The organism is Nonomuraea sp. B208, from assembly GCF_057536035.1.
The window spans coordinates 89382-116086 of record NZ_BAAJOU010000002.1 but is presented as its reverse complement, the minus strand read 5'-3'; the positions used below and the strand labels follow the sequence as shown (position 1 = coordinate 116086).

Annotated in this window: 23 protein-coding genes and 1 pseudogene; 9 read left to right on the top strand and 15 right to left on the bottom strand. The window is 72.5% G+C overall.

Translation table 11 applies throughout. The features are described 5' to 3' along the window. Positions 1-348 precede the first annotated feature (348 nt). The 3 genes from AC27IY_RS00980 to AC27IY_RS00970 all read left to right on the top strand — a co-directional run bounded on the left by AC27IY_RS00980 (position 349) and on the right by AC27IY_RS00970 (position 3974). A complete protein-coding gene (locus tag AC27IY_RS00980) occupies positions 349-1644 on the top strand; it encodes a sensor histidine kinase (RefSeq protein ID WP_487176784.1) in 1296 nt (431 codons plus the stop codon). Between the two features lie 236 nt (positions 1645-1880). Then, positions 1881-2543 carry a response regulator gene (locus AC27IY_RS00975; RefSeq protein WP_487176783.1) on the top strand — a complete coding sequence of 221 codons (663 nt, stop codon included), beginning with the start codon at positions 1881-1883 and terminating at the stop codon, positions 2541-2543. Positions 2544-2609: 66 nt separating this feature from the next. After that, on the top strand, positions 2610-3974 hold the full coding sequence (locus AC27IY_RS00970) for a phenylacetate--CoA ligase family protein (protein ID WP_487176782.1): 1365 nt from the start codon (positions 2610-2612) through the stop codon (positions 3972-3974). A gap of 343 nt (positions 3975-4317) precedes the next feature. Here the strand turns inward: AC27IY_RS00970 and AC27IY_RS00965 are convergent, their stop codons facing one another. Further along, positions 4318-4569, bottom strand: coding sequence for a type II toxin-antitoxin system Phd/YefM family antitoxin (locus AC27IY_RS00965; RefSeq protein ID WP_449954643.1), 252 nt, complete (start codon positions 4567-4569; stop codon positions 4318-4320). Positions 4570-4760: 191 nt separating this feature from the next. Here AC27IY_RS00965 and AC27IY_RS00960 point away from each other — a divergent pair, with 191 nt between their 5' ends. Beyond that, on the top strand, positions 4761-5405 hold the full coding sequence (locus tag AC27IY_RS00960; protein ID WP_364456570.1) for a biliverdin-producing heme oxygenase: 645 nt from the start codon (positions 4761-4763) through the stop codon (positions 5403-5405). A gap of 569 nt (positions 5406-5974) precedes the next feature. Here the strand turns inward: AC27IY_RS00960 and AC27IY_RS00955 are convergent. After that, positions 5975-6187, bottom strand: a pseudogene (locus tag AC27IY_RS00955) (Fic family protein); the annotation flags it as partial. A 215-nt stretch (positions 6188-6402) separates the two neighbouring features. Here AC27IY_RS00955 and AC27IY_RS00950 point away from each other — a divergent pair. Together AC27IY_RS00950 and AC27IY_RS00945 are read left to right on the top strand one after the other, a co-directional pair. Beyond that, positions 6403-7134 (top strand): TetR/AcrR family transcriptional regulator, encoded by a 732-nt coding sequence (locus AC27IY_RS00950; RefSeq protein ID WP_423447684.1) that lies wholly within the window; start codon positions 6403-6405, stop codon positions 7132-7134. Beyond that, positions 7131-8531, top strand: coding sequence for an MFS transporter (locus AC27IY_RS00945; protein ID WP_487176781.1), 1401 nt, complete (start codon positions 7131-7133; stop codon positions 8529-8531). Before AC27IY_RS00950 ends, AC27IY_RS00945 begins: the two co-directional genes overlap by 4 nt. On the opposite strand, the gene AC27IY_RS00940 is transcribed toward AC27IY_RS00945, so the two are convergent. After that, positions 8532-9761 (bottom strand): cytochrome P450, encoded by a 1230-nt coding sequence (locus AC27IY_RS00940; RefSeq protein ID WP_344205821.1) that lies wholly within the window; start codon positions 9759-9761, stop codon positions 8532-8534. 67 nt (positions 9762-9828) lie between these two features. Here AC27IY_RS00940 and AC27IY_RS00935 point away from each other — a divergent pair, with 67 nt between their 5' ends. Then, positions 9829-11313 carry an FG-GAP and VCBS repeat-containing protein gene (locus AC27IY_RS00935; RefSeq protein ID WP_487176780.1) on the top strand — a complete coding sequence of 495 codons (1485 nt, stop codon included), beginning with the start codon at positions 9829-9831 and terminating at the stop codon, positions 11311-11313. 76 nt (positions 11314-11389) lie between these two features. Here the strand turns inward: AC27IY_RS00935 and AC27IY_RS00930 are convergent, their stop codons facing one another. The 6 genes from AC27IY_RS00930 to AC27IY_RS00905 are packed head-to-tail and all read right to left on the bottom strand — an operon-like array spanning position 11390 to position 17227. Further along, positions 11390-12883: a sensor histidine kinase gene (locus tag AC27IY_RS00930; protein ID WP_449954658.1), complete on the bottom strand. Its 1494-nt coding sequence runs from the start codon at positions 12881-12883 to the stop codon at positions 11390-11392. A 5-nt stretch (positions 12884-12888) separates the two neighbouring features. Next, positions 12889-13587 (bottom strand): response regulator transcription factor, encoded by a 699-nt coding sequence (locus tag AC27IY_RS00925; protein WP_344205817.1) that lies wholly within the window; start codon positions 13585-13587, stop codon positions 12889-12891. Further along, the gene (locus tag AC27IY_RS00920) at positions 13584-14120 is read right to left on the bottom strand and encodes a hypothetical protein (RefSeq protein ID WP_423447690.1); all 537 of its coding nucleotides are present in this window, start codon (positions 14118-14120) and stop codon (positions 13584-13586) included. The genes AC27IY_RS00925 and AC27IY_RS00920 overlap by 4 nt, the downstream gene beginning before the upstream one ends. 10 nt (positions 14121-14130) lie before the next feature. Further along, the gene (locus AC27IY_RS00915) at positions 14131-15387 is read right to left on the bottom strand and encodes an ABC transporter permease (protein WP_487176779.1); all 1257 of its coding nucleotides are present in this window, start codon (positions 15385-15387) and stop codon (positions 14131-14133) included. Next, positions 15384-16133 carry an ABC transporter ATP-binding protein gene (locus AC27IY_RS00910; RefSeq protein ID WP_344205814.1) on the bottom strand — a complete coding sequence of 250 codons (750 nt, stop codon included), beginning with the start codon at positions 16131-16133 and terminating at the stop codon, positions 15384-15386. The genes AC27IY_RS00915 and AC27IY_RS00910 overlap by 4 nt, the downstream gene beginning before the upstream one ends. Beyond that, the gene (locus AC27IY_RS00905; RefSeq protein WP_487176778.1) at positions 16130-17227 is read right to left on the bottom strand and encodes an efflux RND transporter periplasmic adaptor subunit; all 1098 of its coding nucleotides are present in this window, start codon (positions 17225-17227) and stop codon (positions 16130-16132) included. The genes AC27IY_RS00910 and AC27IY_RS00905 overlap by 4 nt, the downstream gene beginning before the upstream one ends. 194 nt (positions 17228-17421) lie before the next feature. Here AC27IY_RS00905 and AC27IY_RS00900 point away from each other — a divergent pair, with 194 nt between their 5' ends. Beyond that, positions 17422-19059, top strand: a complete 1638-nt coding sequence (locus AC27IY_RS00900) for an efflux RND transporter periplasmic adaptor subunit (protein WP_487176777.1) — start codon at positions 17422-17424, stop codon at positions 19057-19059. Between the two features lie 141 nt (positions 19060-19200). Here AC27IY_RS00900 and AC27IY_RS00895 read toward each other — a convergent pair whose 3' ends face one another. The 3 genes from AC27IY_RS00895 to AC27IY_RS00885 form a co-directional block, all read right to left on the bottom strand. After that, the gene (locus AC27IY_RS00895) at positions 19201-20739 is read right to left on the bottom strand and encodes an alkaline phosphatase D family protein (RefSeq protein WP_487176775.1); all 1539 of its coding nucleotides are present in this window, start codon (positions 20737-20739) and stop codon (positions 19201-19203) included. Positions 20740-20814: 75 nt separating this feature from the next. Further along, positions 20815-21408: an HAD family hydrolase gene (locus tag AC27IY_RS00890; RefSeq protein WP_487176774.1), complete on the bottom strand. Its 594-nt coding sequence runs from the start codon at positions 21406-21408 to the stop codon at positions 20815-20817. Continuing rightward, the gene (locus AC27IY_RS00885) at positions 21405-22232 is read right to left on the bottom strand and encodes a hypothetical protein (RefSeq protein WP_371252832.1); all 828 of its coding nucleotides are present in this window, start codon (positions 22230-22232) and stop codon (positions 21405-21407) included. The genes AC27IY_RS00890 and AC27IY_RS00885 overlap by 4 nt, the downstream gene beginning before the upstream one ends. 100 nt (positions 22233-22332) lie before the next feature. On the opposite strand from AC27IY_RS00885, the gene arfB reads away from it, so the two are divergent. Beyond that, positions 22333-22740, top strand: a complete 408-nt coding sequence (gene arfB / locus AC27IY_RS00880; RefSeq protein WP_344205804.1) for an alternative ribosome rescue aminoacyl-tRNA hydrolase ArfB — start codon at positions 22333-22335, stop codon at positions 22738-22740. Between the two features lie 24 nt (positions 22741-22764). On the opposite strand, the gene AC27IY_RS00875 is transcribed toward arfB, so the two are convergent. From AC27IY_RS00875 to AC27IY_RS00865, 3 genes are all read right to left on the bottom strand, one after another. Then, positions 22765-23367, bottom strand: a complete 603-nt coding sequence (locus AC27IY_RS00875) for an NADPH-dependent FMN reductase (RefSeq protein WP_423471945.1) — start codon at positions 23365-23367, stop codon at positions 22765-22767. A 117-nt stretch (positions 23368-23484) separates the two neighbouring features. Continuing rightward, the gene (locus AC27IY_RS00870; protein WP_364456603.1) at positions 23485-25464 is read right to left on the bottom strand and encodes an ABC1 kinase family protein; all 1980 of its coding nucleotides are present in this window, start codon (positions 25462-25464) and stop codon (positions 23485-23487) included. 168 nt (positions 25465-25632) lie between these two features. Next, positions 25633-26559, bottom strand: coding sequence for an acyl-ACP desaturase (locus AC27IY_RS00865; protein WP_344205800.1), 927 nt, complete (start codon positions 26557-26559; stop codon positions 25633-25635). Positions 26560-26705 lie beyond the last annotated feature (146 nt).

The window sequence follows — 26705 nt, the reverse complement described above, 5'->3', positions numbered from 1 at the left end:
CCAGGGAACCCCGAGGACCATACGCTCGCCCTCAGGGAATCCGAGGACCACACGCCCGCCCCCAGGGAACCTGAGGACCACACGCCCGCTCCCAGCGAATTTGGCGACCACACACCCACACCCCAGGATCCTGGCGACTGCACACCCGGCCCCGGGAAACCTGGCAACCCCACGCCTGCACCCGGAGAACCTGGCGACCACGAGCCCTCCGCCGGCGTAGCCCCTGCAGCAGGACGTGCGGCCGACGACGACGCCAGTCACCAGCCCCGTGCCGCGGGCGGCGGGGCTCGGGGTGGGCGGGACGCGGCGGGGGGACGAGGGGCGGAGCTCTGGCGTTGGCGGGAGCTGGTGGCGGCAGCCCTGCAGCCGTTCGCACTCGCCCTGTTCCGGGGCAACGCCGACCCCCCGCCCCGATCACGCCGCCTGTCGCTCCCCGTGCCACGCGGGTTCCGGGTGCTGGTCCCGGTCGAACGGCTCAGCCTGGTGCGGACGGCCGAGCTCCTGATGGCCGTCATCCTCTTCCTCACGACCCAGGACATGGTGAGGCACTGGGCGATCCTGGCCGAAGCCGAAGGCCGGACATCGGTGCCGATCCCGGGGACCCTCGCGTTGCTCTGCGCCGTCGCGGCCGCGCTGCCGGTGGCGCTGCGCAACCGGTGGCCGCTCGCGGCCTGGCGTACGGCTTTCGCGCTGCTGCCGCTCTCCTTGTGGACGACCCTGCGTGTCAGCGAGCCGCCCTACCCGGTCTTCACCGTGCTGTCGTACCTGCTGGTGCTCTACTCCGTCGCCGTGCGCTGCGACCGGCGGATCACCCTGGCCGTGTGGGTCCTCACTCTGCTGACCGCGTGGATCGCGCACCCCGACTCGATGGCCGCCGTCACGGTCGTGGTGACCGTGGTCGTGCTGTTCGGCCACAACGTACGGGTGCGGCGCACCGCGACGTCCCGGCTGGCCGAGGAGGAGCGGCGCAGCCGGCTCGCGCAGGACGCGCAGGCGGTGCTGGAGGAGCGCGCCCGGATCGCCCGCGAGCTGCACGACGTGGTCGCCCACCACATGTCGGTGATCGCGATCCAGGCCGAGGCGGTGCCGATCAAGGCGGCCGGGGACCCGGTGCAGCTGGAGGCGGGCCTGGCGGAGATCCGCAACCTGTCGCTAGAGGCCATCGCGGAGCTGCGGCAGGTGCTGGGGGTGCTGCGCGACCAGGACGGCCGCACCGAGACCACGCCGCAGCCCGGCCTCGACCGGGTGGACGAGCTGGTGGCCAACGCCCGCTCCGCGGGGCTGGCGGTGCTGATCAAGCGGTCCGGGTCCCTGGACGGGCTGGGGCCGGCCGTGGAGCTGTCGGCGTACCGGATCGTGCAGGAGTCGCTGAGCAACGCCATGCGGCACGCGCCCGGAGCCGCCGTGGGCGTGGAGCTCGTCCGCGAGGGCGACGAGCTACGGCTCCGCGTGGCCAACAGCCGGGGCACGGGCGACGGTGGGCCGCCCGGAGCCGGCCAGGGGTTGGTGGGCATGCGCGAACGAGCGTCCCTGCTGGGCGGCACGCTGACGGCGGGCCCGACGCCGAACGGCGGCTTCGAGGTGACGGCAATCCTGCCGATCACCGCCCCGAGGACCGCCGCGAACGAGACGGACGACAGATGAGCAGCCGCCACCCCTCGCCGACCGATGGACGGGCAACAGGCCACGCACCACGGGCTGCCGGCGCCACACGCCAGTGCCGCGGGCGACGGAGCACGGTCGCCGGGAGAATGGTGTCCGGTGTCGAGGAACGGAGCCCGGCGCCCAGGAGAAGACGGCCGGCGGGCAGGCAGGACAGAGGTGCCCGGTGAGCGGGCGGGAGAAGGGGGACCGGTGAGCGGCGGGGAGAGGGGTGACGGGTGATCCGGGTTCTGATCGCCGACGACCAGGGGATGGTGCGCACCGGGTTCACGGTGTTCCTGAGCGCGCAGCCGGACATCCAGGTCGTGGGCGAGGCGGCCGACGGCCGGGAGGCGATCCGGCGGGCGGCGGAGCTGGCCCCCGACGTGGTGCTCATGGACGTCCGCATGCCGGTCATGAACGGCCTGGAGGCCACCAGGGAGCTGCTGTCCGGCGGCGGCAGGCCGCCGAAGGTGCTGATCCTGACGACGTTCGACCTCGACGACTACGTGTACGAGGCACTGCGCGCCGGAGCCAGCGGCTTCCTGCTGAAGGACGCCTCGGCGGCGCAGCTCGCCGAGGCGGTGCGCGTGGTCGCGGCCGGGGATGCGCTGCTGGCTCCGCAGGTCACCCGCCGGCTGATCCACGAGTTCGCCCGGCTGGGGGCGCCCCGACCGGCGACGGCGGGGCGGCGGCTGGCCGAGCTGACCGAGCGCGAGACGGAGGTGCTGACGCTCGTCGCGCAGGCGCTGTCCAACCAGGAGATCGCCGACAAGCTGTTCGTGGCCGAGCAGACGGTCAAGACGCACGTCGGGCGGGTGCTCATGAAGCTCGGGCTGCGCGACCGGGCCCAGGCCATCGTCTGGGCCTACGAGAACGGCCTGGTCCGCCCCGGGGAATGACCGCCCTGCCAGGGGATGCAGGCGTCGGAGGGTGCGCCGGGACGCCGGAGATCGTACAGTCGGCTGGTGGAACCGGTTGAGCTCTTCCAGCAGGTCGCGGCGACCGTCCCCGCCTACGGCGCGTTCCTCGCCGAGCACGGCGTCGATCCCGCCCGCGTCCGGACTCTTGAGGACTTCCGGCGGCTGCCGATGACCACGAAGGACGGCTACGTACGCCGTCACCCGCTGCCCGACCTGTGCCGCGACGGCGTGATCGGCGACATGATCGCGGTGTCGTCGGGCTCGACCGGCGTGCCGTCGTTCTGGCCGCGTTCGGCCGCCGACGAGCGGGCCGTCGCCGCCCGTTTCGAGGAGGTCTTCCGCGACTCCTTCGCGGCCGGGGAGCGCCGCACGCTGGCCGTGGTCTGTTTCGCGCTCGGCACCTGGGTGGGCGGCCTGTTCACCGTCAACTGCTGCCGTCACCTGGCCGAACGCGGCTATCCGATCACAGTCGTCGCCCCCGGCACCGACCGCAGGGAGATCGCCCGGGTGCTGCCGGAGCTGGCCCCCCACTTCGACCAGGTCGTGCTGCTGGGCTATCCGCCGTTCCTCAAGAACGTCATCGACGCCGAGGACCTGCCCTGGCACGAGTGGGACCTCAAGCTGGTCACGGCGGGCGAGGTCTTCAGCGAGGAGTGGCGGTCGCTGGTGTGCGAGCGGGCCGGGATCGCCGATCCGCTGGGCGGCATCGCCTCCCTGTACGGCACCGCCGACGCCGGCGTCCTCGCGAACGAGACGCCGCTCTCGGTCGAGCTGCGCCGCTTCCTCGCGGCCCGTCCCGCGGCGGCAAGGGAGCTGTTCGGCGCGTCGCGGCTGCCCTCGCTCCTGCAGTACGACCCGCAGGCGCGCTTCTTCGAGGAGGACGCGGGGACCCTGCTGTTCTCCGGCGACAACGGCATCCCGCTGGTCAGATATCACATCGCCGACGAGGGCGGCGTGCTCCCGTACGACCGCCTGCTCGGTTTCGCCCGCGACCACGGCTTCACGCCGTCGGCGCCCGGCCCCGAGCGGCCCTTCGTGTACGTCTTCGGCCGCAGCCACTTCACCGTCTCCTACTACGGCGCGAACGTCTACCCGGAGAACATCGCGATCGGCCTGGAACAGCGGGAGGTCAGCGGGTTCGTCACCGGCAAGTTCGTCCTGGAGACCGTCGAGGACGAGCACCGCGACCGCCGCCTGACCGTCACCGTCGAGCTGGCCCCCGGGGTCGCTCCCTCCGCCAGGATCGCCGAGGTCGCCGGCGAGTCGATCCTGACCCACCTGCTCCGCCTCAACAGCGAGTTCGCGGCCTACGTCCCGCCGCACCGCCGGCGGCCGGACATCCAGCTCCGCGAGACCGGCGACCCCGACTACTTCCCGCCCGGCGCCAAGCACCGCTACACCCGCGGCTGACCGGTCAATTCAGCGGTTCGAAGGGGTTGACCACGGACACGCCGGTCCCTGCGAAATCCTTCACATTCCTGCTCACCAGCGTCCACCCGAGCACCCTGGCCATCGCCGCGATCACGGGGATGATGTGGTCACCGAACTGCCGGTGAAGAGCGTGCAGCCAGCGTTCCAGGAGGGTCGCCTGGGCTGGACCTTGGGTCTGCGGAGCTCAACTCCACAGCGGATCTCTCACACGGTCAGGGCGCTGAGGTAGAGCGTGGGTCCATGAGCTCCGCCGATCCAGTCCCGGACGTGCGGGCTGCCGTTTCGTAGACCACGCTCGTGTCGAGGAGGTAGCCGACGTCCCTCAGTCGAAGTCCATCTCTCGGGGGAGGTCACGGTTGCGGGGGATCTCAAGGTCGTCGTCCCAGGCGGGTTCTTCCAGGAGGAATTTCCGGAAGTCAGGAGTCTCTCCTCTGAGACGGCGGTACTCGCCGATATCGATGACCACGGCCACCTCTTCCCCGTGCCGGGTGACTACTTGAGGGCCTTCACTCACCGCGCGCCGTCCAACCTCACAGAAGCGTTGCTTCGCCTCCTGTACCTGCCAGCCGCTCATGAACTCCCCTGTCCAGTCTTTCTAGACCGAGAAGATACGCGGCGCCGACTACCGTCGAGACTCGTACGCACGTCACTGGGTACAGAAGAAGGAAACCAGGCTTTGATGACATGGTGTCATCAAAGGGTTGACGTGCGCTCCCAGTGTTTGTGACACTTCGTCATGAAAGTACCGTGCGATTGAGGTGGGCCGTGACGACGTCGTTCTCCGAGACCTTGAGGAACGCCACCTGGGGCGACCACCAGTCCGCCGAGGCCGAAGGCTACCTGACCGAGCTCATGGCGGGACGCCTGACCGAGCACGAGTACGGCGAGATGGTGGCCCAGCACTACTTCGCGTACGTGGCCCTTGACGGCGTCTCCCGCGAGCTGGCCGATCACCCGGTCGCGGGCGCCTTCGTCTTCCCCGAGCTGTACCGCGAGGCGGCGCTCGAACGCGACCTCACGACGATCTACGGCCCGTCGTGGCGCGACCGCGTCACCCCGTCCAGGTCCACGACCGCGCTGGTCGACCGGATCCGCAAGGTGGCCGACTGGCCGTGCGGCTACATCGCCCACCACTACACCCGCTACCTCGGCGACCTGTCCGGCGGCCAGTTCATCCGGATGGAGCTGCAGAAGATCTACGGCTACGACAGGGGCGGCGGCGTCGACTTCTACTTCTTCGACGAGCTGGGCAGCCTGCCCCGCTTCAAGAACGACTACCGCTCCCGTCTGGACGCCCTCGACCTGGACGAGCGCGAGCGGCAGCGGATGATCCGCGAGGTGCGGCTGGCGTACCGGCTGAACGCGGACGTCCTCACCGAGCTGCTCGACGTCGTCAGGACCGCGGCCTGACCCCCGGGCGGTACGGGTCCCGCAGCGCGGCGTGACGCGCTCGGCGAACTCCTCCTTGAGCCGCGCCAGCCGCGGGCCCGCCGTGTAGTGGCGGCCCTTGGTCTCGCGTACGGCTGGAGCCAGCGCTTGGCGGTGAGGTCGCGCAGGTCGCGGGCGGCCTGGCCCTGGCTGAGGTCCTCGTCGGCCTGGTAGCGGCTGCGGCGCACCCGGCGGCTGACGAAAGCCTCGTACAGGGCGGACACGCAGCGCGTGTTGAGCCCGTCGCGGTCCACCTCGCCTTCGAGCAGCGTCCACACCTCGCCCGCCTCGGCCAGGCGCTGGCGTACGCGCTGGGCCTGCAGGTGGTGGGCGCGCAGGCAGAAGCGCACCCACGCGAGCGTGTCGCCGTGCGGCTGCCAGTGCCGGCCGCCGACCGCGCCCAGCACGTCGTAGTAGTCGACGGTGACTCGATGCTGCCCCAGCCACTCCTCGATCGAGGAGAACTCCGGCGTCGTGATCTGGTCGCGGCCGAGGACGAGGGTCTGCAGGGCGCGTGACATGCGGCCGTTCCCGTCGCGCCAGGGATGGATCTTGACGAGGTTGAGGTGCGCCATCGCGGCCCGGACGTGGCTCGGCAGGTCCAGGTCTCCGTCGTTGAGCCAGCCGATCAGCTCGTCGAGGAGGCCGGGGACGAGGGCGGCGTCGGGGCCCTCGTAAACGACCTCGCGGGAGAGGGAGTCCCGGATGTAGATGGGGCCGGGGCGTACCAGCCCGGGGGTGTTGTGGCGGTGGTGGCCGATCATCATGAAGGTGAGCGCGTGAGCACGCCGAGGTCGTAGCGGAAGAACGGGGCCTTCGACAGGAGCGCGATGTAGGTGAGCGCCTGCTGGTAGCCGCCGATCTCCTTGGCCACGGCTCATGCTGTACGGCACGCCCGTCCTCGAAGCGGCGGACCAAGCGGTGCTCGACGGACATCGAAGCATGAACGGATCATCTGCCGCGGGCCTACCATGGGCCTATGCCCAGGATCTCGGCCGCCACCATCGGTGAGCATCGTGCTCAGACGCGCGACCGCATCCTCCAGGCCGTCTCGCGCCTGTCGAGGACGCAGGGCATCGACGCGATCTCCATGACCGACGTGGCGAGCGAGGCCGGCATCACCCGCACCGTGCTCTACAACTACTTCCCGGACAAGGCGGCGCTGCTGCTGGCGTTCACCGAGCGGGTGACGAGCTACTTCATCGACAGCTACGAGCGTGAGCTGCCCGCCGGCGCCTCGCCGGCCGACCGGCTGCGGGCGTTCGTACGGCTGCAGCTGGAGGGGCTGCTGGCGCATCCGCACCCGGGGGCGGCCGATCTCGGCGCGGCGCTCGGGCCGGACGCCTACCAGCAGCTCGCCGAGCACGTCGCGCCCATGCAGCGGGTGCTGGCCGGGATCCTGGAGAGCGGGGCCGCCTCGGGCGACTTCCGGGTGGTGGACGTCGCGGCGACGGCGCGGATGGTCCTGGCGGTGATCGGCGCCGAGCGGGTGCCGCTGATCAGCGGGAGCGTCACCGTCGAGGCGGCGGCGGCGCTGGTGTCCGAGTTCGTCCTGCGAGCGCTGGGCAATCCGGCGGAGGCAGGCAGCCGGGCGGAGGCAGTCGGGCGGGCCGAGGCAGGCAGTCCGGCCGAGCCGGGCAGTCCGGCTCAGCCTGGCAGTCCGGCCGACCTGGCCAGTTCGGCCGAGCTGGGCGCTGCGGTGGAGCAGTGAGCGGTCCCGTTCAGGCCGGCGGGCATCTGGAGCTGAAGTCCGCGCGCGGCCGGTGGGTGTTGCTCGCGACCGTGCTCGGCTCCGGGCTGGCCCTGCTGGACAGCACGATCGTCAACGTCGCGCTGCCGTTCCTGGGGCGCGAGCTGAACGCGGGCATGGCCGGCCTGCAGTGGACGGTCAACGCCTACACGCTGACGCTGGCCGGGCTGATCCTGCTGGGCGGCTCGCTCGGCGACCGGTACGGCCGGCGCACCGTCTTCGTCATCGGCACGATCTGGTTCGCGGTCGCGTCGGCGCTGTGCGGGCTGTCGCCGAACATCGAGTTCCTGATCGCCGCCCGCGCGCTCCAGGGCGTCGGCGGGGCGCTGCTGACGCCGGGCGCGCTGGCGATCATCCAGGCGTCGTTCGCCCGCAAGGACCGGCCGCGGGCGGTCGGGGCGTGGTCGGGGCTCGGCGGCGTGGCCAGCGCGGCCGGGCCGCTGCTCGGCGGCTGGCTGGTGCAGAGCGCGGGATGGCGGTGGGCGTTCCTGGTCAACCTGCCGTTCGCGCTGCTGGTCGTGGTGGTGGCGATGCGGCACGTGCCGGAGTCCAGGGACGAGCAGGCGGCCGGGCGGTTCGACGTGCTGGGCGCAGCGCTGGCGGCGCTGGCGCTGGCCGGGATCACGTACGGGCTGATCCAGGGGGGCGCGCCGGTGCCGCTGGCCGTGGGGCTGCTGCTGGCGGCGGCGTTCGTGGTGGTCGAGGTGCGCCGGTCGCCGGACGCGCTGGTGCCGGTGGGGCTGTTCAGGAACCACGTGTTCACGGCGGTCAACGTGGTGACGCTCGTCATGTACGCCGCCATGGGCGTGGCGTTCTTCCTGCTGGTCGTGCAGTTGCAGGTGGTGTCGGGGTTCTCGCCGATCGCGGCGGGCCTGGCGATGCTGCCGACGACCATCCTCATGCTGCTGCTGTCCGCGAAGGCCGGGGACGTCGCCAAGCGCTACGGCCCCCGCTGGCCGATGACGATCGGCATCCTGCTGGCGGGCGCCGGGTTCGTGGCGATGAGCACGATCGGGTTCGGCGCGTCGTACCCGCTGCGGGTGCTGCCGGCGGTGACGATCTTCGGGCTCGGGCTGTCGGCGGCCGTCGCGCCGCTGACCGCGACCGTGCTGGCCACGGTGGACGAGCGCTACGCGGGCACCGCCAGCGGCGTCAACAACGCGGTGGCCCGCACCGGGGGCCTGCTGGCGGTGGCCGCCGTGCCGCCCCTGGTGGGGCTGGTGGGCGAGGCGTTCCAGAACCCGCCGGTGTTCGACGCCGGGTTCCGGGCCGCGATGCTGGTGAGCGCCGCGATGATGGCGGTGTCGGCGCTGGTCACGTTCGTGACCATCCGGACGAACGTGCTCGCCCCAGAATGATCAGAACGTGAAGGGCTGGCTGCGGACGCTGTTGTCGAAGTTGGACAGCAGCAGCTCCGGCTCGCCGGTCGCGCGCAGATCGGGCAGGCGGGTCAGCAGCTCGCGGTACATCGTGCGGATCTCCTGACGGGCGAGGTTGGCGCCGAGGCAGAAGTGCGGGCCGGGGCCGCCGAAGCCGACGTGCGGCTTGGTCTCGCGGGTGATGTCGAAGGTGTCCGGGTTGGGGAAGACGGTCTCGTCGCGGTTGGCGGAGCCGTAGAAGAGCACGACCTTGTCGCCCTTCTTCAGCTCCAGCCCGCGCAGGGAGTAGTCCTCGGTGACCGTGCGGCGGAACTGCATGATCGGCGAGACGTAGCGGACCATCTCCTCGACGGCGTTGCCGATGTGCTTGTCGAAGTCGCTCATCAGCAGCTCGCGCTGCGCCGGGTTGTCGGTGAGGATCTTCAGGCCGTGGGCCATGGTGTTGCGCGCGGTCTCGTTGCCCGCCACCAGCAGCAACGAGAAGAACGAGCCGAGCTCCTTGTCGGTCAGCTTCTCGCCGTCGACGTTGGCGGTGACCAGCAGCGAGACGAGGTCGCCCTTGGGGTCGGCGGCGCGTTCGTGGCCGAGCTTGATGACCATGCGCTGGAGCGCGAGCAGGGCCAGCATGTTCTGGCCGGCCATCTGGACGCTGCGGGCCAGGCTGGGCCGTACGCCGGTGTAGGCGGTGGAGATGTCGACGTGCTGGTGCACCTTGTCCCGCAGCTCCTGCGGGATGTCCAGCATGTCGCAGATGACGTGGATCGGCAGGCGGGCGGCGACCTGCGACACGAAGTCGCGGGGGCCCTCGCTGACCACGTCGTCCACGATGCGGGCGCAGGCGGCCTCGATGTCGCTCTGCAGGCCGGCCAGCATCTTGGGGCTGAACGAGCGGGTCACGATGCGGCGCAGCCGGGCGTGTCGGGGATCGTCCATGTTGACCATGGACTCGCCGAACACCTGCTTGATCCAGCCGGGCGGCTCGGGATTGGTCACCGCGGGCTCGCTGGAGAAGATCTTGGCGTTGCGGCTGGCCTCGACCACGTCCGCGTGCCGGACGAGGGCGTAGAAGCCCTTGCCCGAGCGCAGGAAGGGCACTTTCTTCTCCGGGAAGAACACCGGATGCTCCAGCTGACGGAGCCGGGCGAAAGCCTCGTGCCGCTCTTTCAGCGGTTTGCGCCAGAAATCCAAATCCGCGAGATCGATGTCCACGCGACTATCCTGGCACGTTCCCACGGTGTTAAGCCCGAGTTCGCGCCGGGAGGACATCACTGGTCGTATGAACGCGCTGCTCGCCGCCCTCCTGGCGGTTCCGCTCGCCTCCGGCACGGCTCCCGCGGCCCGCCCGTGCGGCGGCCACCCGCTCGACTTCGACGGCGACGGCCGCGCCGACCTCGCCGTCGCCGCCCCCTACGACCGCGACCGGGCCGGCTCGGTGGCCGTGCTGTACGGCTCCGGCACGAAGGTCACCCTCACCCAGGGCGACGGGGCCGAGCCGGGCGACTCGTTCGGCTCGGCGCTGGCCGTGGGCGACTTCGACGGCGACGGGTGCGCGGACCTGGCGGTCGGCGTGTCGGAGGAGTTCGCAGGCGAGCGGGTGCCCGGCGGCGACGGCAACGGGGTCGTGCAGGTCTTCCGCGGCTCCCCCGCCGGGCTGGTCAAGGGCGAGGAGCTGGCGCTGCCCAAGCCGTCCAGCGACCGGTTCGGGGCCGCGCTCGCCGCCGGGGACCTCGACGGTGACGGCGTGGACGAGCTGGTCGTCGGCGCGCCCAGCCACCGCTCGGGCGGCGCGGTCGCCGTGTACGGGCTGAAGGGCCGCGAGCCGTACGTGATCACGCAGCGGACGACGTGGGTGCGGCAGTCCGCGCAGGTCACCGACCAGTGGGGGGCCGCGCTCGCCACCGGCGACTTCGACGGCGACGGCCGGGACGAGCTGGCCGTCGGCGCGCCCGCCGACAGCGTCACGCAGGACGGCCAGGGCTCGGTCACGGTCGTCGACGTACACCGCAAGCGGGCAAGGCTGCTCACCCAGAGCACCCCCGGCATCACCGGCGCCGCCGAGAAGTGGGACGCCTTCGGCGCGGCGCTCGCCACCGGCGACTTCGACGGCGACGGCCGCGACGACCTCGCCATCGGCGTGCCGGGCGAGGGCCTGAGCGCGAACCAGCGGGCCATGGACTACGGCGACGGCACGGTGGACGTCCTGTACGGCTCGCGCGGCGGCCTCAGCACCGCCCGCGCCGAGGCGTGGTCGCAGAACACCCTGGAGGGGCGGCCCCGCTACTACGACCGGTTCGGCTCGGCGCTGGCGGCCGGCGACTTCAACGGCGACGGCCGCGACGAGCTCGCCATCGGCGTGCCCGGCGAGCGCGCGGTGCAGGTGCTGGCCGGCAGCGCCGGCGGCGGGCTGACCCGCAAGGGCAACCTGCTGATCAAGGGCGAGGGACGCGACTTCGGCGCCGCACTGGCGGCGCTGCCCGGCGGCGGACGGTTCCGGTCGCTCGAGCGGGGCGAGTCGCTGGAGCGGGACGAGTCTCTGAAGCCGGGCGAGTCTCTGAAGCCGGGCGAGTCTCTGAAGCCGGGCGAGTCTCTGAAGCCGGGCGAGTCTCTGAAGCGGGGCGGGGCGCCGCAGGGGCTCGTGGTGGCCGCCCCCGGCCAGGGGCTGGTGATGTACGCGCCCGGCTCGCGGACGCGGGGCCTGCGCCTCGGCCAGGTCCGCGAGATCGCCAAGGGCACCGGCCTGTACGGCTACGCCTTCGGCTGAGCCGGGCCCTCCCGCGGCCGGTCCGCCGTCGGCGGAGCTGAGCCCTTCGCCCAGCCGCCAGGCGATCGGCCACGCGTTACGGGTTCGGCTGATCCGTGCCTTCCCCCGGCCGGTGCGCCGGCAGGATCACCCGGAACAACGCCCCCTTGCCCGGCTCGCTCTCCGCCACGATCACCCCGCCGTGCGCCTCCACCAGCGTCGCCGCGATCGACAACCCGAGCCCCGACCCGCCCGTGCTCCGCGCCGGATCGGCCCGGTAGAACCGCTCGAACACCCGCTCGCCCACCTCCGGCGGGAACCCCGGCCCCTCGTCGGCCACCTCGACCACGGCGTGGTCGCCGTCCACGCCCACCCGCACCTGGAACGGCGTGCCGGCGGGCGTGTGCGCGAGCGCGTTGCCGACGAGGTTGCCCAGCACCTGCGCCAGCCGCGGCTCGTCGCCGGTCACCAGCACCTCGCCGTCGCCGTCGAAGAGGCGTACCAGCTCGATGCGCCGGTCGGGGGCCAGCGTCTGCGCGTCGATCACCGCAGTGGCGGCCAGGCTGAGCAGGTCGACCGGCCGGGTGGCCAGCGCGCGCCGCTGGTCGAGGCGGGCCAGCAGCAGCATGTCCTCCACCAGCAGACCCATGCGGGCCGCCTGCCCTTCGATGCGGCCGAGGAGCCGGACGGCCTCGTCCAGGTCCTTCTCCTCCCCCAGCCGGTACAGCTCGGCGAACCCCCTGATCGAGGTGAGCGGCGTACGCAGCTCGTGCGAGGCGTCGGCCATGAAGCGGCGCATCAGCTCCTCGGAGCGGCGGGCCGCGGTGGCGGAACGCCGGGCCGACTCGGCGGCCTCCTCGCGCTCGCGCACGGCGTCCTCGATGCGGGCCAGCATGGTGTTGAGCGAGCGGCCGAGCTTGCCGACCTCGGTGGTGCCGGACCAGAGGGGGACGCGGCGCGACAGGTCGCCGCCCGCGATGTCGTTGGCGGTGCGGGAGATCTCCTGGAGGGGGCGCAGGCTGCGGCGTACCAGCCAGTGGCAGGCGAAGCCGAGCACGATCACCGTGCCGCCGCCGCCCACCGCGACGATGAGGCCGAGCTGGGAGACGGTGTCGTCCACGTCGCCCAGGTTGATGGCGATCACCCGGCTCTCGTCGTCGCGTCCCGGCACGGCGACGACCCGCCAGGTGGGCCCGGCGGCATCGACGGACTCGACGGTGAAGGGCCGGCCCCCCAGCTCGGCCACGTCGGCGGCGGCCAGGCGGGGCAGGCTCGGCGTGTGCGCGGCGGTGGACTCGCTGAGCGTACGGACCGGCGCGCCCCTCGCGTCCAGCACCACCACGTGGAACAGGCCGAGGAAGCGCTGCGGCCGGGTGCCCGCGAGCCGCGGCTCCGGCGGCGGGAGCACGTCACGCGGGGCGGCCGCTGCCCTCAACTGCTGGTCCACCCGCTCCACGAGGTAGCCGCGCAGCAGCCGCACCGCGAACAGGCCGGTCAGCGTGATCGCCAGGGTGACCAGCAGCAGGGTCGCCGACACCAGCCGGAGCCACAGCGGCGTCCTGGCCAGGTGCTTGCGGAGCCTGCTCGGCATCGCGTTCACAGACCGCGCGGCGGGCGCAGGATGTAGCCGACGCCGCGCAGGGTGTGCAGGTACTTGTGCTCGCCGGTGTCGACCTTGCGGCGCAGGTAGGAGACGTACGACTCGACGAGGCCGACGTCGGTGCGCCAGTCGCCGTTCCAGACGTGGTCGAGGATCTGCGTCTTCGACAGCACCCGGCCCACGTTGAGCATGAAGTACCGCAGCAGCCGGAACTCCGTCGGCGACAGCTTCACCGGCAGGCCGTCGCGCCACACCTCGTGGGTCTCCTCGTCCAGCTCCAGGTCGGCGACGCGCAGCCGGTTGGGCGGCGGGGTGCCGCGCCGGGTGCGGCGCAGCACGGCCCGGATGCGCGCGATGGTCTCCTCCAGGCTGAACGGCTTGGTCACGTAGTCCTCGCCGAGGCCGAGCCCGGCGATGCGGTCCTCGGGGGTGTCCTTGGCGGTCACGAACAGGACGGGGACCCGCCGGCCGCGCGAGCGCAGCCGGCCCGCGACCGTCATGCCGTCGAGGTCGGGCAGCATGATGTCGAGCATCACCAGGTCGGGGCTGCTCTCCTCGGCCACCCGCAGCGCCTCCCGGCCGTCGGCGGCGGTCAGCACCTCGAACCCGGCCATGCGCAGGCTGGCCGAGAACAGCTCCCTGATGTTGGGCTCGTCGTCGACCACCAGCAGCCTGGCCTCGGGCTCGGGGCTCATCGCGGTCCGCCTCCCGGGAACTGCCGGCCGCCCTGGGTGATGGCGGAGGCCGTGACCGAGCCGTCGGCGCCCTGCTCGCCGCGTACGGTGACGTCGCTGCCCTGCTCCAGGTCGGTGACCTTGCCGGGCTTGGAGATCTGGACCGTGGTCTGGTCGGTGGTGGTGACGGTGACCGTCTTGCCGTCCGCGGTCTTGACGTACACCTTGCCGTCCTCGACCTTCTCGACGGTGCCGAACGTGCCGCCGCCCATGCGCTGGCCACCGCCGGGGAAGCCGCCGTTCCGCTGCTGGCCGTAGCCGGGAGGTCCGCCGCCCTGCTGCTGGCCGGTGCCGGCCGCCTGGCGCTGCCCGCCGGCGACGGCGGGCGTGTCGTCGCCGAAGAGCTTGCCCGCCTGGATGCCGATGAGGATGCCGGCCACCAGCACCACGCCGGCGGCCAGCGCCAGCGTGACCTTCGACCTGCCCTGGCGCGGCTCGACGGCGAGCTCCTCCCCCAGGTCGTCGGGGAACGGCGAGGAGTCGAGCTTCGACATGTGACTCTCCTTACTCGTGGCGCAGGGCCTGGATCGGCCGGAGCTTGGCCGCCCGGTTTGCCGGATAACTGCCGAAGAACAGACCGATGCCCACCGACACGCCCAGGGCCAGCGCCACCGACGACGGCACGAGGACCGGCTCGATGCCGGCGATGCTGAACCTGGTGCCGATGAAGGCCACCAGCACGCCCGACAACCCGCCCACCAGGCTCAGCAGGGTGGCCTCCACCAGGAACTGGCCCAGGATCGCGCCGCGCGGCGCGCCGATCGCCTTGCGGATGCCGATCTCGCGGGTGCGCTCGGTGACCGTCACCAGCATGATGTTGGTGATGCCGATGCCGCCCACCAGCAGCGAGATCGCGGCGACCGCGCCGAGCAGCACGGTGAAGGTGCCGGTCGCCTCACTGACGGTCTCCTGCAACGTGGCCTGGTTGAGTATGCGGTAGTCGGGGTTGTTGCCGGTGATGCCATGTCGTTGGTTGAGAATAGCGGTGACCTCGGACTGCGCCGTCGTGGTGGTGCCGGCGCCGGTCGCCTGGACGACGATCTGGCCGAGCGAGCCGAACCCGCTCAGGCTCTGCTGCACGGCCGGCAGCGGCGCGATCGCGATGTCGTCGGCGTCCTGCATGCCGGTGGACCCGGCCTCCTTGAGCACCCCGACCACCGTGAACGGCACCCCGGACACGCTGACCTGCTTGCCGATCGGGTCCACCGTCCCGAACAGCTCCTCGACGACGGTCCGGCCGAGCACCACGACCTTCCGCGCGGCCAGCACGTCGTCGTTGAAGAAGTACGTGCCCTGGGCGACGGGCTTGTTCATCGCCTCGAAGTAGCTGGGGTAGGTGCCGACGAACTGGGAGATCGCGTGGCTGGCCGGCCCGTACGCGGCCGTCGCCGAGGAGGCGTTCACGACCGGCGAGACGCTCTTGACCGACGGCGCGAGCGTCCGGTCGGTGAGCGCCTTGGCGTCGGCCAGGGTGAGCTGCCTGGCCTGGGTACGCGGCCCGGTGTTGCCGCCCCCGCCCGCCCCGCCGACGCGGAAACCGCCGCCCCCGCCGCCGCCCGAGAACGACGGGGAGATCGTGAGGGTGTTCGCGCCGAGGCGCTGGATGTTCTGCTGGATCGAGCGGGAGGAGCCCTCGCCGACGGCGACCAGCAGGATGACCGCCGCCACGCCGATGAGGATGCCGAGCGTGGTCAGCGCGCTGCGCATCTTGTTGGCCAGCAGGCCGCGCAGCGCGAAGCGGAGGATCTCGAACTGGTTCATCCGGCGGCCGTCCTCGGGGGCGGGCCGTCCACCGGCGCCTGCCTGCGGTCCTCGACGACCTCGCCGTCCACCAGGCGGATGACCCGTTTGGCGTGCGCGGCGACGTCGTCCTCGTGCGTGATGCAGACGATCGTGCGGCCGGCCGCGCTGAGCCGGTCCAGGATCTGGAGCACGTCGTTCGTGGAGGCGGTGTCCAGGTTGCCGGTCGGCTCGTCGGCCAGCAGCAGGGCCGGGGCGGTGACCAGCGCCCGCGCCACGGCGACGCGCTGCTGCTGGCCGCCGGAGAGCTGGTTCGGCTCGTGGTGCACGCGGTCGCGCAGGCCGACCTCCTCCAGCGCGGCCAGCGCGCGGGCGCGCCGTTCGGCCTGGGGGACGCCGCCGTACACGAGGGGCAGCTCGACGTTGGCCAGCGCGCTCATGCGCGGGATCAGGTTGAAGGACTGGAAGACGAACCCGACCCGCCGGTTGCGCAGGATCGCGAGCTGCCGTTCGTTCAGGCGGCCCACGTCGGCGCCGTCGATCAGGTACGTCCCCGAGGTCGGCACGTCCAGGCAGCCGAGGATGTTCATGAGCGTGGACTTGCCGGAGCCTGAGGCGCCCATGATGGCCACGTAGTCGCCCTGCTGGACGTCCAGGCTGACGCCGCGCAGGGCGCGGACCCTGGCGTCGCCCTCGCCGTACTCCTTGACCAGGTTCCGTACCCGGAGGACCGGCACGTCCTCCACGACGCGCAGCCCGGCGGTCATCGCCCGCCCCCGGGTATGCCGCCACCGCCGGGGAAGCCGCCGCCGAAGCGGCCGTTGCCGCCCGGCGTGGTGCCGGTCGAGGCGGCCGGGGGCACGATCTGCTCGCCCTCCGAGACGCCCGACCTGATCTCGGTCAGGGTCGTCCCTTGTACGCCGACCTCCACCGGGGTCCGGGTCTGCCGGCCCTGCCGGAGCACGGTGACGGTGGTCTGGCCGCCGCTGGTGGAGATCGCCGTGGACGGGACGGCGACGACGTTCTCCGCGCGGCCGGTGACGACCTCGACGGTGGCGGTCTGGCCCAGCCGGACCTCGTCGGGCACCTCGGTGAACGTCACCGTGACCGGGTACTGGACGACGTTGTTGCTGGTGGTGGCGACCGGCTCGATCTGGGTGACCTTGCCGGTGGCGCTCACGCCGGGCAGCGCGTCGAACGTGACCGTGGCGCTCTGGCCCTTCTTCAGCTTGCCGACGTCGGACTCGGTGAAGGTGCCGACGAGCTGCAGCTTGGTGGTGTCGGCCAGCTCGACGAAACCGGAGCCGGACGTGGACGTGGACGTGGAACCGCTGGAGTTCTGCGACTGACCCTGCCCTGCGCTGCTCTGGCCGCCCGAGCCGCCGGCGTTCGCGCCGACCGAGCCGTTGACGGCCGTGACGGTGCCGCCGAAGGGGGCCTTCAGCACCGTGGCGGCGGCCGTCCGCTGCGCCTCGCGGTAGGAGTTGCGGGCCTTGACGTAGGCGGCGTAGAGCTGCGCCGTGTCCGTGCCGTCGGCGAGGGCGCTGTCGTAGGCGGCCTTGGCCGCCGACAGGTTCTCCTGGGCGGCGGCGTCGTCCAGCCGGGCCAGGAGCTGGCCCTTGCTCACCTTGTCGCCGGCCTTGACGTAGATCTTCTCGACCGTGCCGGACGTGCCGAAGGACAGGGCGCGGAATTTGGCGCTCTCGACCGCGCCCGTGGCGGACACCGCGGCCACGACCGTTCCGCGGCTCGCCGTCACCGTCCTCACGGCGCTCTCGCTCGCCGCCTCCTCCGTACCGAGCTGGGAGTAGGCGAACGCGGCCCCGCCCAGCAGGAGCACCGCCAGCGCTCCGTTGGTCATCAGCGCTCCGCGGCTCTTGCGCGATCTGCGCCTGTTCGACACCTTCACGAGCGGTGACCCTTGCACACCAGGCTGCGCCGCAGCCGCGAGCAAGCTGAACGTTCGCTGACAGCGGGCCCGCCCCTGCGGGCGCACAGAGAACTTGCAGGCGGCTCGCAGGCTGCCGCGAACCTGCTTCGCCAGGATGATCCGTCATGAGACGGACTTTCGCGCTGGGCGGGCTCGCCCTGGTCGTGCTCGCCGCCGGGTCGGGCGTGGCCGTGCTCGCGACGCGCGACGACTCCCCCGCCGCCGTCCAGGTACGGCTCGCCGCGGCGCAGCGCGGGCAGGTCACGGCGGTGGTGAGCGCCGCGGGCAACACCGTGGACGGCTCCCGCCGCGACCTGGCCTTCGGCTCCTCGGGCACCGTCACCAAGGTGTACGTCAAGACGGGGGCGAAGGTGAAGAAGGGGCAGGTCCTGGCCCGGATCGACGGGCGGGAGGCGCGGGAGGCGTACGAGGCGGCCAAGGCCGACCTGGCGGCGGCCGAGGAGGCACTGGACAAGGCCTCCACCGCCACCACGTCGGCGTCCGCGGGCACGTCGGCGTCCGCGGGCACGTCCACGACTAGGGGCACGTCGGCGTCCAAGGGCGCAGCCGCGGCGCGCGGTGGCACGGACTGCACCCCTGTCGGCGGCAAGCCCGGCGCCACCACGTCCGGCCGTCCCGCCGGAACCCCCTCGGCCACCCCGACCAGCGCCCCGACCAGCGGCCGGACCAGCGCCGCCGACGGCCCTGCCGGAGGCGCGCTGCTCGGTCCCGTCCGCTCCCCCGGCCACGGCGGCACGACCTCGCCGACGCCCGAGCCGACCCGCACCCCGCGTCCCACAGCCACGCCGACCGCCACTCCTACCTCCACCCCGACCACCCCGACGACCAGGCCCACCGAGCCCGAACCTGGGCCCACGGTGACCGTCACCGCCACCGTGACGGCCACGGTCACGGTCACCGAAACCGTCACCGCCCCGCCCCAGGACGACGGCACGCGACAAACCCACCGCCCGGCCGGCTCCCCCACGGCCAAGCCGTCCGCCACGAAGAAGCAGGCCACCGCCGGCAAACCCTCGGCCCGCCCGAGCACCGGCTCCTGCGCCCCGTCCACCGCCCCCTCCACCAGCCCGAGGACCAGCGGCAGCCAGGGCACCAGCAAGGAGCAGGCCGCCGCGAACGTGGACCGCGCCGAGGCCGCCCTTGAGGAGGCCGCCGACGCCGTACGCGCCACCCGCATCCTCGCCCCAGCGGCGGGCACGGTCCTCTCGGTGGCGGGCGCGCCCGGCGACCAGGCCGGCACCGGCACCTTCATCAGCCTGGGCGACCTGGACGAGCTGCAGGTCCAGGCCATGGTGACCGAGTCCGACGTGAACCGGCTGCAGCTCGGCCAGCAGGCCGCGATCACCCTGGCGACCCGCCCGGGCGAGCGTCACACGGGCACGGTGACGGCGATCGCGCCGACCGCGACGAGGGACGGCCAGCTCGTCCGCTACTCGGTCACCCTCGCCTTCGACGAGCCGCCGACCGGCCTGATGCTGGGACAGACGGCCTCGGTGACGGTCACCACGGACGCGGCCGCGGACGCGATCTACGTCCCGGCGGCGGCGGTCCGCAGCAGGCCGGACGGCGCCCAGGTGATCACCGTACGGTCCGGTGGCCGTGACCTGGCCAAGGTGGTGGAGACGGGCGTGCGCGGCGACCAGTACGTCGAGGTCACCTCGGGCCTGACCGAGCGCGACCAGGTGGTGATCTCGGACGGCACCACGGGTGAGTTCCCCGACGGCGCCTGGCCCGACGCCTGACGCGTCCGACGTCCCATGATCCCCGGGCCGCGACCCGGGCCCGCCCCGCCCCCGGCGGCCTCGGGAGAGGGCGGACCTGCCCCCGGGTCGCGGCCCGGCCTCGTTGCCGGGCCGCCTATTGAGCGGATCCTCAGTTTGCTCTCAGCGGGCGTTCAGGGAGTCGGCCGTCAGCGTGAGCCGGTGCGACGTCTTGGCGGGCGCGCCGCGCCGGGAGACGCGGTCGAGCGTACGGAAGTCGACCGACAGCTCGTCCCTGGTGAGCCGGGCCATGAGGTAGCCGCGGCGCTGGTCGATGTAGGAGAAGTGGGGGTTCTCCCGCAGCGCGGCGGCGATCCACTCCCGGTCGCGGTAGCCGTCGCCGTCGCTGGCGATGGACGAGGTGATCAGCTCCTTCGCGACGACCGGTGAGTCCGGGTCGTCGAAGTCGGGCTTGAGCTCGGCCAGGTGGTGCATGTGGGCGTCGCCGGTCAGCACCACCGGGTTCGAGGTACGCGACAGCGCGCCGAGGAGGCGGGTGCGCTCGGCGGCGTACCCGTCCCAGGAGTCCAGGTTGACCTCGCGGCCGGGGCCGGTCCTGAAGTCGCGTTGCGCCACCATGATCTGCTGGCCGAGCAGGTTCCAGCGGGCGGTGGAGCCGTGCAGGCCGTCCTCCAGCCAGCGCCACTGGTCGCGGCCGAGCAGGGTGCGCCCGCCGGACAGCCGCTCGTCGCAGCCCGCCCGTACGCCGTCCAGGCAGGCCTGGTCGTCGCGGAACTGCCGGGTGTCGAGCAGGTGGAACCGGGCCAGCGTGCCCCAGGAGACGCGCCGGTTCACCCGCAGCGAGGTGCCCCGCAGGCTGGCGCGGCGCAGCGGCATGTTCTCGTAGTAGGCGCGGAACGCGTGCGCCCGCCGCCCGGCGAAGCCCGTCGCGCCGGTGCTGGAGACCTCACCGGCCCAGTTGTTCTCCACCTCGTGGTCGTCGAAGGCCACCAGCCACGGCGCGCCCGCGTGCGCCCGCTGCAGGTCGGGGTCGCTCTTGTACTGGGCGTGGCGGAGGCGGTAGTCGGCCAGGGTCCGGCACTTGCCCGGCGTGTGGGTACGGACGCGACCGGCCAGGGCGGTGTAGCCGCTGGGGCCGTACTCGTACATGTAGTCGCCGAGGAACACCACGAGGTCGGGCTCCTGCTCGGCGAGGCGGCGGTAGGCGGTGTAGTAGCCGTGCTCGTAGTGCGCGCAGGCGGCGACGGCGAACGTGAGCGGCGTCGCCGCGCCGGTCGGCGTGGTGCGGGTGCGGCCGGCCGGGGACAGCCGGCCCTCGGCGCGGAAGCGGTAGAAGTACTCGCGGCCCGGCTCCAGGCCGGACAGCTCGACGTGCACGCTGTGCGCGTCGCGGGCGCGGGCGGTGGCGGTGCCTGACCGGACGACCTTGGAGAAACGTTCGTCGGCCGCGACCTGCCAGTCCACCTCGACGTCGCGGGAGGGCATGCCGCCGCGGCCGTCGCCGCCGAGGGGGTCGGCGGCGAGCCGGGTCCACAGCACGAAGCCGTCGGCCGACGGGTCGCCGGAGGCCACGCCGAGCGTGAACGGGTCGGAGCGGAGGGTTCGGGAGGTTCTGGACGAGGTGGCCGAGGCGGGGGCGGCCCACGCCGGTGAGGTGACGAGGCCGGCCGCCGCTGCGGTCAGGAAGGCTCTGCGGTCCACGTACCAGGTATGTCCGGCCGGGCTGACCCGCCCGTGGCCGGGGAGTCAAGGCCCGGTGAACAGCAACGGTCGTCCTCAGGCGGCCAGCACGGCCCCGAGGGCGGCGCGCAGGTCGGCGGAACCGGTGTAGAGCAGGCCGGTCATGCCCGCGCGTTCGGCGCCCTCGACGTTCTCGGGGCGGTCGTCGATGAAGACGACGTCGGCCGGCTCGGTGCCGAGCGCGCGGGCGACCTCGTCGTAGATCTCCCGGTCCGGTTTCACCAGGCCCATCCTGCCGCTGTAGAAGCGGCGTGCGATGGCGGCGATCCACGGCAGCTCGTCCAGGCCGTCGCCGAGGCAGATCGGCGCGTTGGACAGCAGCGCCACGTCGCGGCCGTCGGCCAGCAGCTCGCCGAGCAGCGCGACGGTGCCCTGGTCGGGGTGGGCCCAGCCGGCGACGTCCATGGCGACCAGGCGGGCGACCTCGCTGTGGGTGACGGGCCGGTCGAGCACCGCCGCCCAGTAGGCGTGCGGGGTCAGGTCGGCCCGGTCGAAGTCCAGCCGGTGCCGCCAGTAGCCGGTCACGAACGCCTCGGGGTCGGCGTTCATCGCGCGGGCCATCTCCAGGGTGTCGGCCTCGGGCTGGGGCAGCGACAGCACGCCGCCGTAGTCGAACACGATCCAGGTCATGCCAGGAATGGTCGCAGATGCGGGTCGAGCGCGGGGCAGCCCAGGTATTTCTCGGCCGTGTGGAAGTCGAGCCAGTCGAGGTTGACCAGCTCCTCGGCGTCCACGCCGGTGAAGCAGCCGCCCAAGCCGGGCGGGATGGCGGCGATGTCGTCCTTGTCGGCGATGTTCACCCAGCGGGCCACGCCGGGCGGCCGCTCGCCGCGGCCGTTGATGGGGGCGGGCAGCAGGCGTTCGAAGACGACGTTGCGCATGCCGAGCGGGCTGCCGAGGGTGATCAGCAGCTCGATCCGCAGGTCGGGGTTGGCCCATAAGGTCTCGTACGCGACGACGCTCCCGAGCGAGTGCGCGATGACCACCTTGGGACGGTTGCGGCGGACCGTCTCGGCCACGGCCTGCCGGCACCGCTCGCGCCTGGCCGCGTCGGTGAGGTAGGCCGCCACCTCGGGCGCGAAGAGCTCGGCGAAGGCCGTGGACCGGGCGTCGAGCGCGGTGAGCAGCCATCCGGTGAACGCCCTGAGCGCGCCCGTGACCTGCTCGCCCAGCCCCCGGTTGCGCGCCCACTCCAGCAGGACCTGCTGGGCGGGGGCGTCCATGGCGGCCAGGGAGCGCGCCCGCGCCTCGCCGTCCCGCAGCAGGTGGGAGAAGTAGGCGATCTCGCTGAAGTAGTGTCCGTCCCCCTTGCCGCCGAGGGCCGCGTGCAGGTAGCGGTCCCACTTCAACCGCATGGCCTCCGCCGCCCCGGCGGCCGACCCCGCCTCCTGGAAGTAGTCGTACTTGCCGATGCCGTGCACCCCGACGATGACCGCCACTCCTGCCTCCCTCATGCGCGTATCAAAGGAAATACCGTTGGAATCGGCATATGTCATCCAGATACGGTGACACTCGGTCAAGGACCCACGATCCATCCCGACAGGAGTTCCGCTCATGCCCGGCCCGCTGGTCGTCAACGACGCCGTCGTCATCCCCGACGCCGAGCTCGTCTGGCGCTTCTCGCGTTCGTCGGGGCCCGGCGGCCAGGGCGTCAACACCACCGACAGCCGGGTGGAGCTGACCTTCGACGTGGCGGCGAGCACGGCGCTGCCGCCCGCGCTCAAGCAGCGGGCGCTCGACCGGCTGGGGTCGGCCACGGTGACGATCGCCGCCTCCGAGTACCGTTCGCAGCTCAGGAACCGGGAGGCCGCCACACAGCGGCTGGCCCAGCGGCTGCGCGAGGCCATCGCCCCGCCGCCGAAGCGGCGGCGCCCGACCAAGCCCAGCCGGGGCTCCGTCGAGCGCCGCATCGCCGCCAAGAAGCAGCGCTCGGACATCAAACGGCTGCGCCGCGGCCTCTGAGCCGGCGCTCTCAGGAGAAAGGGTTCAGAGGGAGAGCACGGGCTCGCGCAGTCCGAGGGCGGGCTCACCGCGCAGGTCGAGCGCGGGCTCCATGACCTCGTCAAGGACCGGCTGCGCCGGCTGGGCCAGGCACAGCTGACCGATCACGTCACGCACCTGCGCGCGCAGGACCGGGTCGGCGAGGCGGCCGTCCTCGTCGAAGTGCCGGCGGCCGGGCAGGATCACCAGCTCGGCGCCCGTCACCACGGCCCCGGCGATCTGCAGCCTCTTGTACAGCTCCGCCTGGGCCCACATCGCCCCGCACGCCCGCGCGCTCGCGCTCATCACCGCGACCAGCCTGCCCGCCAGCACCCCGGACGCGGCCAGCCAGTCGAGGGTGTCGATCAGCTCGTCCGGCAGCAGGCTGTGCTCGGGCGCCGTCACGACCACCGCGTCCGCCGCCAGGATCAGCCGGATGAGCTCCCCCACGGGCGCGGGCATCGGCCCCGGCTCGTACGGCGGCATCTCCCCCAACCCGGACCACACCTCGAATCCGACGTCCTCGGGCAACTCACCGCCCGCCGCTCCCAGCAGCCTGTTGACGAAGGAACCGGCGTGCAGGCCGGCGGCGATGCCGATGATTTTCACCCTCTGCTCCCAAGGGGGTCCGGTGTTACCGGAAACCTGCCCGATGCGTAGGTTGTCCAAGACCATGCCCGAGTCAAGAGTGGTTTCCGCGCCGCAGCTCTACCCCTGGTGCGGGAGTTAGTCCTCGGATTCCGGACGTCTTCTGAAGATCGGCGCGAGCACCCGCAACGTGAGGATCGCCGAGATCATCAGCAGGTTGTAGCCGATGAGGTGGTACAGCGTCGCCCCCGGCATGATCTGCGGCCCGCCGTCGTTGGCGAGCAGCATCACCCCCATGACGCCCGACGTGGCCCCGAGCACCGTCAGCAGCACCTGGTGCAGCAGCCCGGTCAGGTAGCGGCGGTCGCGCTCGTCGGCCAGCAGCCGCACGTTGAACGCCAGCCGGCCGTGCTCGGCGGCGCTGGCGATGCGCTCGACCCGGCGCGGCAGGCGGCGCAGCATCGGCAGCAGCGCGGCCAGCTCCTGCGTGAGCGTCTCCCGCACCGCGGCCGGCTCGGCCCGCTCGGCGATGTGGCGGCCCGCGAACGCGCGAGCCTCGCCGATGAGGTCGAAGCCCGGCGACAGGCGTACCAGCGTGCCCTCCAGCGTGGCCAGCGCGCGGAAGACCGCCGCCACCTCCGGCGGCACGGACAGCCCGTACGCCGTGACGATCCTGAACAGGTCGGTGAACATCTGGACGCTGTCCATGCCCGGCCCCAGATGGCGGGCCATGAACTGGCCGAGCGCGCGTTCCAGCGCGGCCTCGTCGATGTCCTCGGGGCGGGGCACCACCTCCAGCAGGGCGTCGGTGACACCGAGCGGGTCCTGGCGGTCCATGGCCAGCAGGAAGCGTTGCAGGGCGGAGCGGACCGCGGCGTCCAGGCGGCCCACCGAGCCGAAGTCGAGCAGGCCCAGGGCGCCGTCGTCGAGCAGCATGAGGTTGCCGGGGTGCGGGTCGGCGTGGAAGACGCCGTCCACGAGGATCTGGCGGAGCAGGCAGTCCAGGAGGTCGCGGGCCAGGCGCGGGCCGTCCTCGGGCGCGGCCTCGGTGACCGGCCGCCCGGACAGCCGCCGCATGACCAGCACCTGCTCGGTGCAGAGCGCCGTCATCGGCGCCGGGTACCGGACGCGCGGGGCGCCCTCCGCGGTGGCGGGCGGCTGGGGGGCGGTGACGGCGGCCATGTTGGCGGCCTCCACGCGGAAGTCCAGCTCCTCGCGGATGGCCGCCGCGAACCCCTCCGCGAGATCGCGCAGCCCCAGCGAACGGCCCCACCGGGTGCGGGACTCCAGCGTGGCCGCCAGCCGCCGGACGATGTCGAGATCCTTGGCCACCACCCTTCCGATGCCCGGCCTGCGTACCTTGACGACGACGTCCTCGCCGCCGGGCAGCCGGGCGGCGTGGACCTGCCCGATGGAGGCGGCGGCCAGCGGCGTACGGTCGAAGGCGGCGAAGACCTCCTCTACCGGCGCGCCCAGCTCCGCCACCAGCACCGGCTCGATCTGCGCCCACGGCGCCGGGACCACCTGGTCCTGCAGCCGCCCCAGCTCCTCGACGAACTCGGCGGGCAGCAGGTCACGCCGGGTGGACAGCACCTGGCCGAGCTTGACGAACGTGACGCCGCCCTCGTCCAGCGCCTCCCGCAGCGACCTGGCCAGGCGTACCTTGCCCGTGCGGTCCTCCAGCCGCTCGCCCCGGCCGCGCAGGTAGGGGCCGAGGCCGTGCTTGATCGCGATCCTGGTGATCTGCGAGTAGCGGCGAGCCCGCGAGACCCGTCCCCGCACCGAGCGCAGCAGCTCCACCGGCCCCGGCAGCGAGCCGGGCGGGACCAGCGCCTCGGCCAGCACCAGCAGCACCATGGGGATGAGCACCATGGCCATCGTGGCGAGCAGCAGGACGCCCAGCGCGCCCGCGTCCGGCACCTGCCCGTCCGCGGGGATGTTCATCGCCGTCAGCAGCGGACCGAGCAGCGGCTGCGCCAGCAGGAACGCGGCCAGCCCGGCCACGAGCGTGCGGACCGCGCCGAACCTGACGCCCAGCAGCCGCTGCGCCGCCAGGGCGAGCAGGATGATCGTCAGTAACGCGAACAGGGCGATGAGCAACTGGGCCAGGACGTCCATGGGGCAGGATCATGGCACGTCCGGCCCGCGCGTCCCGCCACGGGCCGACCGTTTCCCGACCCGTGGGCCGGAACGACCGTCAGCCGAGGCCGGCGTCAACCGGGGCGGCCGTCAACCGAGGCCGCCGTAAACCGAGGCCGCCGTAAACCGGGGCCGGCGTCACGGCCGTCAGCCGAGGCGGGCGGCGGCGCGGGCGCGACGCTCCTCCCGGCGCTCGACGAACCTGGCGGCCGTCGCCTCGGTCCTGTCCAGGAACGCGGCCAGCTCGTCGCGGGCCGCCTCCCCCTCGGGGCCGAGCCCGGTCTTGTCGAACACCGACCACTGCCGCAGCACCGGCATGAGCACGTCGTCGAGGTGCAGGCGCAGGTCGTAGATGCCCTCGTTGGCGATGATGAGGGCCTTGCGGGTGAAGCCCTCCATGCCCTGGCCGGGCATCTGGAACGTCGTGACGACGTCGGTCACCGCGCGCATGGTCTGGCCCGGGTCGAGCTCGAAGGCCGCTTTGAGCAGGTTGCGGTAGAAGAGCATGTGCAGGTTCTCGTCGGCGGCGATGCGGGCGAGCAGGCGCTCGCAGCCCTCGTCGCCGGAGGCCCTGCCGGTGTTGCGGTGGGCGATGCGGGTCGCGAGCTCCTGGAAGGAGACGTAGGCGAGCTGCTGGAGCATGGTGCCGTACTCGGTGGCGAAGCCCTGCTCCATGTGGTGCATGCGGGCCCGCTCCAGCGCGACGGGATCGACCGCGCGGGTCACCGTGAGGTAGTCGCGGATGGCGGTGCCGTGCCGGTCCTCCTCGGCCGTCCAGCGGTGCACCCAGGTGCCCCACGCGCCGTCGCGGCCGAACGTGGTGGCGATCTCGTGGTGGTAGCTGGGCAGGTTGTCCTCGGTCAGGAGGTTGACGATGAGGGAGACACGGGCGGCCTCGGGGATCTTCGAGTCGCTCTCCTGCCACGCCTCGCCCCCGTAGATGCCGTCGAAGTCACGGCCTTCGCTCCACGGGATGTACTCGTGCGGGAACCACTCCTTGGCCATCTTCTCGTGGCGGTCCAGCTCGACGGCCACGACGGGCTCGAGCTCGTGCAGCAGCTCCGTCTGAGTCATCGCCATATATGATCTTCTCCTTCAGGTTACGGTACCGTAGGTTAGGCTACCTGAAGGACCTACCGGTCAAAGAGTGTGGGCGTCTATGACTCGGTGCGACTTTTTGTGCACGATGTCCATTGTGTCCATGCCTGCCTTGCCCGGCC

Coding starts and splice junctions, on each gene's coding strand:
- AC27IY_RS00965 (WP_449954643.1), bottom strand. CDS start 4,569: ATGAGCGGCTGGCAGGTACAGGAGGCGAAGCAACGCTTCTGTGAGGTT.
- AC27IY_RS00950 (WP_423447684.1), top strand. CDS start 6,403: ATGCCCAGGATCTCGGCCGCCACCATCGGTGAGCATCGTGCTCAGACG.
- AC27IY_RS00935 (WP_487176780.1), top strand. CDS start 9,829: ATGAACGCGCTGCTCGCCGCCCTCCTGGCGGTTCCGCTCGCCTCCGGC.
- AC27IY_RS00930 (WP_449954658.1), bottom strand. CDS start 12,883: ATGCCGAGCAGGCTCCGCAAGCACCTGGCCAGGACGCCGCTGTGGCTC.
- AC27IY_RS00925 (WP_344205817.1), bottom strand. CDS start 13,587: ATGAGCCCCGAGCCCGAGGCCAGGCTGCTGGTGGTCGACGACGAGCCC.
- AC27IY_RS00920 (WP_423447690.1), bottom strand. CDS start 14,120: ATGTCGAAGCTCGACTCCTCGCCGTTCCCCGACGACCTGGGGGAGGAG.
- AC27IY_RS00915 (WP_487176779.1), bottom strand. CDS start 15,387: ATGAACCAGTTCGAGATCCTCCGCTTCGCGCTGCGCGGCCTGCTGGCC.
- AC27IY_RS00910 (WP_344205814.1), bottom strand. CDS start 16,133: ATGACCGCCGGGCTGCGCGTCGTGGAGGACGTGCCGGTCCTCCGGGTA.
- AC27IY_RS00905 (WP_487176778.1), bottom strand. CDS start 17,227: ATGACCAACGGAGCGCTGGCGGTGCTCCTGCTGGGCGGGGCCGCGTTC.
- AC27IY_RS00900 (WP_487176777.1), top strand. CDS start 17,422: ATGAGACGGACTTTCGCGCTGGGCGGGCTCGCCCTGGTCGTGCTCGCC.
- AC27IY_RS00890 (WP_487176774.1), bottom strand. CDS start 21,408: ATGACCTGGATCGTGTTCGACTACGGCGGCGTGCTGTCGCTGCCCCAG.
- AC27IY_RS00885 (WP_371252832.1), bottom strand. CDS start 22,232: ATGAGGGAGGCAGGAGTGGCGGTCATCGTCGGGGTGCACGGCATCGGC.
- arfB (WP_344205804.1), top strand. CDS start 22,333: ATGCCCGGCCCGCTGGTCGTCAACGACGCCGTCGTCATCCCCGACGCC.
- AC27IY_RS00870 (WP_364456603.1), bottom strand. CDS start 25,464: ATGGACGTCCTGGCCCAGTTGCTCATCGCCCTGTTCGCGTTACTGACG.
- AC27IY_RS00865 (WP_344205800.1), bottom strand. CDS start 26,559: ATGACTCAGACGGAGCTGCTGCACGAGCTCGAGCCCGTCGTGGCCGTC.